Source organism: uncultured Veillonella sp., from assembly GCF_934230905.1.
Lineage (GTDB): Bacteria > Bacillota > Negativicutes > Veillonellales > Veillonellaceae > Veillonella.
Genome location: NZ_CAKQFJ010000052.1, coordinates 1 through 5,421 on the forward strand (window position 1 = coordinate 1; position 5,421 = coordinate 5,421).

Sequence of the window (5,421 nt, forward strand, 5' to 3'; positions counted from 1 at the left end):
TAAAGCTATATTTTGCCATAGAAAAACCGACCTCCTTAACGTTAAGATTTTTGGTCTAACATTAAGGGGTCGGTTCATACCTAAGATATAAGTGGGGTTTTAATATTATAGAGTAAACAACCAATAAAAGAACACGTCTTCTACATAGTTATACTATTTTTTTAAAGAGCTAGTAATGCGTTGAGTATCACGAGCAATCATAATTTCTTCGTTAGTAGGAATTACAAAGATTTTTACTTTAGAGCCTTCAGCACTAATTTCTTGTTCTTTACCACGAATATTATTACGTTCTGCATCAATACGAGTACCTAAATATTCCAAACCATTACAGATAGCATCACGGTTTCCAATACCATTTTCACCAATACCAGCTGTGAATACGATTGCATCAACACCACCCATAACAGCAGCAAAAGCACCGATTACACGACGAACTTTGTAATGGAACATATTAAGAGCCAATTGAGCGCGTTTATTACCAGCTGTTGCTGCTTCTTCAATTACGCGGAAGTCATTGGATACACCAGAAATACCCAACACGCCGGATTCTTTATTCATAATACGGTCAACTTCTTCATAAGACATGCCTGTCTTATCCATCAAGAATGGAACGATAGCAGGGTCAATATCACCAGTACGTGTACCCATAATCAAGCCAGATAAAGGGGTGAAGCCCATTGTAGTATCGATAGAACGGCCACCTTTAATAGCTGCAAGAGAAGAACCATTACCCAAGTGACATGTAATAATACGAAGGTCAGACATATGTTTACCCATCAATTCAGCACAACGTTGTGCTACATATTTATGGGATGTACCATGGAAACCATAACGACGGATACCATAGTCTTCATAATAAGAATAAGGAAGCGCATACATGTAAGCTTCTTTAGGCATTGTTTGATGGAATGCAGTATCAAATACAGCAACTTGTGGTACGTTCGGCATAATAGCTTGACAAGCTTCGATACCTTGAATATTTGGTGGGTTATGCAATGGAGCAAGAGATGCACATTCTTCCAAAGCATCCATAACTGCAGGTGTAATCAATACGGAATCAGCAAATTTTTCACCACCATGTACTACACGGTGACCAACTGCATCAATTTCATCCATGGATTTAATAACACCAAACTCAGCATCAACTAAGATGTCAAGCAAGATGCGTAAAGCTTCTTTATGATTCAAAATTGGTTCAACGCGTTCTAATTTATCTGCGTTTGGGCGTTTATGAGTGAAGATAGCATCTTGATCACCAATTTTTTCAAATAAACCTTTCGCCAATTCAGTTTCAGTTGTCATATCAAGTAATTGATACTTCAAGGAAGAACTACCGCAGTTAACTACTAATACGTTCATTGATTAACCCTCTTTCTTTTGCGTAACGTAAATCTTATCTTTAATTTGTTTGCTGATATCAGCCCCTATTTGATCATCCGTAGGATATCTATAGGTTATATTCCACAACACGCCTTTATCCATAAAGACATATTGAGAAAAACTAGTTTTAATTTTGTTAACGTAAAAATCACCAGTTATAAGTTGTGCTTGTACACCATTTAAATCGATAGACTCCACATTAACAGTAGCACCTAATTTTGCATATTCAGATTTCTTTTGATTCACAAATTGTGCAACCGTTGGCAAAGCTTTATTAGAAGCCGGTTGACGAGCCTCTACAGAAATCAACATATGTTGGCTTAGACTTCCATATGCATCCATAGGATATCCATCGACACTCGTTGTTTCAGATGTCTTCCCCATTTCATATGGCAACGCTACAGTCACTTCCGACTGTCCGGAACGAATGACTTGATTACCAAAGCTATATATATCCATCACATTATCAGAACCACATCCAGCTAATGCTAATAGGGATGTACCTAACACAATGGTTTGTAGCGCTCGTTTCCACTGTACCTTCATCAAATCACCTCACGTCAAATCAGAATTCACAGATAATTATACCATTACAGCGTCTACCATTCTAGTACTTTCATAAGAATTTATATAATTCTCCACAAGAAACTGAAAAGTTTCATGTGACTAAAGCGCACCCATTGAAAAAGAATCTATTCTATAAATTTCATTATATAGTATATAATAATAGAAATATTACTTATGAAAGGACTCACAATGAAAGCCATCGGAATTATCTGCGAATACAATCCCTTCCACAATGGTCATGCGCACCAACTACATACATTAAGTGTCTCTTATCCTGATACATTACGCATCGCCATTATGAGTGGTTCCTTTGTACAACGGGGTGAACCTGCCTATTTCACTAAGTTTGACCGTGCCCGTTGGGCTATTTATGGCGGCGCCGATATTGTCATCGAACTACCTACAATCTATTCATTAGGTAGTGCAGAACTCTTTTGTACAGGTGCTATTCGCCTTATGAAAGCACTTCATATCGATAGCATATCCTTTGGTTCCGAACTTGATAGCAATACTACCATATTATACAAAGCTGCTGAATTATTTAACACAAAGCAAGGGCAAGAAGCGATTCAATGCCACCTAAAAACAGGTCTCTCTTACGGCACCGCCCTCCGACAAGTGATTACTAAATATGTAGAAGGTGGTGAACGTATCAACAATGCACCCAATGCATTACTAGGGCTTGAATATATTCGAGCAGCTCAGCAATATTTTAGTAATCTTACAATTATTCCTATTGCTAGACAATCATCTCATCATACTACTAGCCTTCCAATAAATCATAAAGAAGAATATCCTTCTGGCTCCGCTCTTCGAGATGCACTTATCCAAGGAGCTTCTATCGATTCCTATATACCGCACATAATTCGAGAAGATATGTACCAAGTCATAAATGGTGGATCGTATGTTAATTATGAACGATACAACGATATATTACATGGTATTAATCGTTTATTATCACCAGTAGAACTAAAACAGTATGCTGATTTTACAGAAGGTATAGAGTACCGTTGGCAGAAAGCCATGCAACAAACAAACTGGACTGCGGCACTTAATGAAATAAAAACAAAACGATATACATATGCTAGATTACGTCGTATGGCCGCATATACAGCTCTACAAATCACAAAAACAATACTACAAAAAGCACATCTACTAGGGCCTCAATATGCACGATTATTAGCATTTAATCAACATGGCCGTACGTGGTTAAAACACAACACCCCAAGCATACCACTAATACAAAAATGGTCTAAAGCGCCTACAATGGTTTCTACTTTAGGCCAACAACTTCTAGAACTTGATACAAAAGCTACCGATTTACAATCCTATACTTTTAAAGCACCTAATGTTCGTACAGGTCATGATGATTTTCGATATTCACCCCAATATATAGAAGTATAATATATCGAGATTTATATAAGAATTCTTATATAATAAAACGAAAAAGACTCGGCATATATATGTCGAGTCTTTTCATATAAAATTGACATCTTATCTATAACCATTACATTATTGTTCAATAGTTACACCATCACAAGCATCAACTTCTTTAACCTGTACACGCACTTTTTCAAGATGAGAAGTAGGAATATTTTTTCCTACATAATCGGCACGTATAGGCAGTTCTCGATGACCACGATCCACCAATACGGCTAATTGAATCGATTTAGGGCGACCAGATGTCATTAATGCATTTAACGCAGCACGAATAGTTCTCCCAGTATAAAGCACATCATCTACTAAAATTATAGTTTTGCCTGTTGTATCAATAGAACAAGGAGCGCCTTCCTTTGGTCGTGTATCTCTATCATCACGATACATTGCTACATTCAAAGGTTCACATGCAATATGCAAACCTTCAATAGCCTCAATTTCACTTTGTAGTCGTCTTGCTAGCATAATACCACGTCGCTCAATACCAACAATGACTGCATTAGAAAGACCTTTATTTCGTTCTAAAATTTCATGACCAATACGTCTGATAGCACGTTTAATTGCATCTCCATCCATTAAAATACGCTTTGTTTCCATAGTAAAATCCTTATCTACGCTCTCTATACTCTTTAGCAAAAGCGATACAATTTTGAAAATCCTCTGGTACAGGAGCCTCAAAATGCATATGATTACCTGTAATGGGATGTACAATGTCCAATGTATGAGAATGAAGGGCTTGCCCATCTATAGGAAAATCCATACGGCGATAACCATAAAATGGATCATTAACTACAGGATGACCAATATGAGCAAAATGAACACGGATTTGATGAGTACGCCCCGTTTCTAAAACACATTCTACTAATGTTTGATATCCATAACGTTCCAATACTTTAAAATGAGTAATAGCCTCCTTACTATTTTCAAAAACAACGGCCATTTTCATCCGATCTTTTGGATGTCTACCAATAGGAGCTTTTATAATCCCCTTTTCCTCCACTATATTACCTTGAACAAGCGCTAAATAAGTTCTTTTAGCACTATGTGCTTTTACCTGTTCTGCTAAACCAATATGAGCAGTATCATTTTTAGCCGCCATCATGACACCCGATGTATCCTTATCTAATCTGTGAACAATACCTGGGCGAATTTCACCATTAATACCAGATAAATCCTTACAATGGTAGAGCAATGCATTTACTAAAGTTCCTGTATAATTTCCCACTGCCGGATGAACTACCATACCACGAGGTTTATTAATTATAATAATATCATGATCTTCATATAAATATTCTACAGGAATATTTTCAGGTAATATTTCTACAGATTCTGGTTCAGGAATTTCTACCAAAACACTGCTATTGGCATTAAGTCGTAAATTAGCCTTTCCAAGTTTACCATTTACCAATACATGTCCAGATTTAATAAGATTTTGAATATAGCTACGAGAACCTTCCATCTTGTCTGTGAGGAATACATCGAGACGTTTACCTTCTTGGTCCAAAGATACAATATATTCGTTCATTTATTTCTCCTCATGTTTTGATGTTAATAAATAGTATATAATACATACTACACCTATACATATACCTATATCTGCTATATTAAAAATAGGCCAAATTCTAAAATCAAAAAAATCCACTACACCATGTAATATATATCGGTCTATACCATTACCGATAGCCCCTGAAATTAACAAAGCACTCCCTACACGTAAAATCAACGGACCATTATTAACCTGCTTGCGATAAATACCGTATACAATAATTAGTACCAAAGCAACGGCTAAGAAAAACCACCGTTGATTCGTAAGCATACCAAAAGCAGCACCATGATTAATGATATAGGTAAAATGAAATACATTTTGAATAACTGGTAACGATTCGCCAAGAACAAAATGATTCATCACATAATATTTTGAAACTTGATCAAATAGTAACCATATAATTGCAATTAAATAAAACAAGATTAACTCCCTTTTTATAATATATATCTTAATAGTCCTATTATACTAAGTTACATCATTTTAGGCAAAAT

General features: G+C 36.1%; 6 protein-coding genes. 1 reads left to right on the top strand and 5 read right to left on the bottom strand.

Features of this window, described 5'->3' with window-relative positions; genetic code table 11:
* Nucleotides 1-153: 153 nt before the first annotated feature.
* Together Q0E20_RS09325 and Q0E20_RS09330 are read right to left on the bottom strand one after the other, a co-directional pair.
* Entirely contained in the window at nucleotides 154-1,359 is a 1,206-nt protein-coding gene (locus Q0E20_RS09325; RefSeq protein WP_295260144.1) for an acetate/propionate family kinase, read from the bottom strand.
* 3 nt (nucleotides 1,360-1,362) lie between these two features.
* On the bottom strand, nucleotides 1,363-1,926 hold the full coding sequence (locus Q0E20_RS09330) for a hypothetical protein (RefSeq protein ID WP_295999397.1): 564 nt from the start codon (nucleotides 1,924-1,926) through the stop codon (nucleotides 1,363-1,365).
* A gap of 210 nt (nucleotides 1,927-2,136) precedes the next feature.
* Here Q0E20_RS09330 and Q0E20_RS09335 point away from each other — a divergent pair, with 210 nt between their 5' ends.
* Nucleotides 2,137-3,351, top strand: a complete 1,215-nt coding sequence (locus Q0E20_RS09335; protein ID WP_295999406.1) for a nucleotidyltransferase family protein — start codon at nucleotides 2,137-2,139, stop codon at nucleotides 3,349-3,351.
* Between the two features lie 108 nt (nucleotides 3,352-3,459).
* On the opposite strand, the gene pyrR is transcribed toward Q0E20_RS09335, so the two are convergent.
* From pyrR to lspA, 3 genes are read right to left on the bottom strand one after another with little or no spacing between them, the layout of a single operon-like run.
* A complete protein-coding gene (pyrR, locus tag Q0E20_RS09340) occupies nucleotides 3,460-3,981 on the bottom strand; it encodes a bifunctional pyr operon transcriptional regulator/uracil phosphoribosyltransferase PyrR (RefSeq protein ID WP_295999400.1) in 522 nt (173 codons plus the stop codon).
* Nucleotides 3,982-3,991: 10 nt separating this feature from the next.
* Nucleotides 3,992-4,909 carry an RluA family pseudouridine synthase gene (locus tag Q0E20_RS09345; RefSeq protein WP_295999402.1) on the bottom strand — a complete coding sequence of 306 codons (918 nt, stop codon included), beginning with the start codon at nucleotides 4,907-4,909 and terminating at the stop codon, nucleotides 3,992-3,994.
* Nucleotides 4,910-5,368: a signal peptidase II gene (gene lspA, locus Q0E20_RS09350; protein ID WP_295999410.1), complete on the bottom strand. Its 459-nt coding sequence runs from the start codon at nucleotides 5,366-5,368 to the stop codon at nucleotides 4,910-4,912.
* Nucleotides 5,369-5,421 lie beyond the last annotated feature (53 nt).

Bases quoted from the DNA above. Each gene is read 5' to 3' on its own strand.
- Q0E20_RS09325 (WP_295260144.1), bottom strand. From the start codon at position 1,359: ATGAACGTATTAGTAGTTAACTGCGGTAGTTCTTCCTTGAAGTATCAA.
- Q0E20_RS09330 (WP_295999397.1), bottom strand. From the start codon at position 1,926: ATGAAGGTACAGTGGAAACGAGCGCTACAAACCATTGTGTTAGGTACA.
- Q0E20_RS09335 (WP_295999406.1), top strand. From the start codon at position 2,137: ATGAAAGCCATCGGAATTATCTGCGAATACAATCCCTTCCACAATGGT.
- pyrR (WP_295999400.1), bottom strand. From the start codon at position 3,981: ATGGAAACAAAGCGTATTTTAATGGATGGAGATGCAATTAAACGTGCT.
- Q0E20_RS09345 (WP_295999402.1), bottom strand. From the start codon at position 4,909: ATGAACGAATATATTGTATCTTTGGACCAAGAAGGTAAACGTCTCGAT.